At 37.3% G+C, this 1,891-nt stretch carries 1 protein-coding gene and 1 pseudogene; one reads left to right on the forward strand and one right to left on the reverse strand.

Annotated features, from left to right (window positions below; genetic code table 11):
* Positions 1–173 precede the first annotated feature (173 nt).
* Positions 174–1,295, forward strand: a complete 1,122-nt coding sequence (locus AN486_RS26430) for a ferrochelatase (RefSeq protein WP_290603049.1) — start codon at positions 174–176, stop codon at positions 1,293–1,295.
* An 87-nt stretch (positions 1,296–1,382) separates the two neighbouring features.
* Here the strand turns inward: AN486_RS26430 and AN486_RS26435 are convergent.
* Positions 1,383–1,598, reverse strand: a pseudogene (locus AN486_RS26435) (hypothetical protein); the annotation flags it as partial.
* Positions 1,599–1,891: the final 293 nt, after the last annotated feature.

Raw genomic sequence — 1,891 nt, forward strand, 5'->3', positions numbered from 1 at the left:
GTGGGGGGAGTTGGGGTAGGGAGCCTTTTGCACAGGTTAATTTATGAATGTAGATGTGTATTTTTATTTTTATCCCATCCCCCTGGATAGGATATTATGCTACAAATTAATAGAGATAATCTAGTAATTGTCTAGGCTTGTCTCTCTGTTTTGGTTATCTTGAGGAACTCATTGTGGTTGCAACCCCCGAAAAACTGCACGCTACCCATAGCCACGATCATCTACCCAGTAAAGACCGTGTAGCCGTGTTACTTATGGGCTATGGCGAAGTTGAAAGCTATGAAGATTTTGCTAACTATAACGAACAAGCTTTAAATTTACTGACGGCTAAATTCGCTCCTGTTCCCACTTGGATTTATCCCCCTTTAGCAAAGCTTTTGGCATTATTCGATCGTCATGAATGGGGACACACACATCATGATTTTATTTCCCCTCATAATGCCATTTTTGAAAGACAAAGAGCGGGTATTGAACACGAATTACAACATAAATGGGGTAATGGTGTTCAAGTTTTTAAAGCTTTTAACTTCTGCGCTCCTTTTTTACCAAACCAAGTTTTAGCCGAAATTAAAGATCAAGGCTTTAGCAAACTGCTGATTTATCCATTATTGGTTGTTGATTCCATTTTTACCAGTGGTATTGCGATTGAACAGGTGAATAATGCTCTGGTAGAATTAGCTGATGGTGATGAACATTGGATTAAAGCCCAAAAATACATTCCCTCGTTCTACAATGAGCCAAAATATATTGATTTAATGGCGCATTTGGTAGAAGAAAAAATTCATACTGATTTGGCTACAGGTTATTTACCTTCGCAAATTGGGATTATCTTGATGAATCATGGTTGTCCCCACAAAGCGAAAGGCTTTACCTCTGGGATTGATGAAAGTCAAGCCATGTATGAGTTAGTCAGAAGTAAGTTAATTAACAATTACCCATTAATTTCTGTGGGTTGGTTGAACCACGATACCCCATTAATTGAATGGACTCAACCAAATGCTACCCAAGCTGCTCAAAATTTGATTCAATTGGGTGCAAAGGTATTGCTATTTATGCCCATTGGTTTTGCTACAGAAAATCATGAAACTTTGTTAGATGTGCATCACATTATTCATGATTTGGAAAAACAACATCCAGATGTAGATTATTTACAAATGGCTTGTGTTAATGATGATCCACAATTTTTAGCTATGGCTGCTGAATGGGCAAATGCACACATAGCAGAGTTGATGGAAACGGAAGGAATGGCTGTTAATTCACAATCAGCTATTACTCACCACCATCACCATCATTAAAAAGAATCTGTAAGGGCGCAGGAACTGCGCCCATTAACTCTGGAATTTATCTAACCGCAGAGGCGCAGAGGACGCAGAGTAAAAAAATTAATTCCCTACTAGTGGTGCATTTAAGGTTTTCTCAATGCGATCGCGTGTTTCTAATAAGAAAGCCTGAGTATATTCATCTTCAGAATTTACCCGTTTTAATTTACTATTTAACTGCTTGAGTTTATACCAAGCTAAAGTTCGGGCATCTTCAGGAACAGATTCTTTTCGCAATACCATTTCCATCATTATTTCCAGGTATTCCCGTTGTAACCCACATTCCGCACCCCCAAGTGTCACACCCCAAGAAAACCGATATATTTAGTACATAAGAACTAATACCTGTGAGGGGTGATTAAAATTTATTGAGGCTAAATAGGAATAATTACTATTAAAGCAGATATATAGTCAATAAAACGACTAAGTACGAAATTTTGATTCTGAGGTGATTGTAATGGAAAACCTAGTCCAGAATCATTGAAAGCTTTATCCTCAATGACTATAAAAAACTAAAAAAACGTTTTAAATCAACAGAAAAATGAGAACATGGTAACAGATACTTATATGGA

This window comes from Anabaena sp. AL93 (genome assembly GCF_001672085.1).
Lineage (GTDB): Bacteria > Cyanobacteriota > Cyanobacteriia > Cyanobacteriales > Nostocaceae > Dolichospermum > Dolichospermum heterosporum.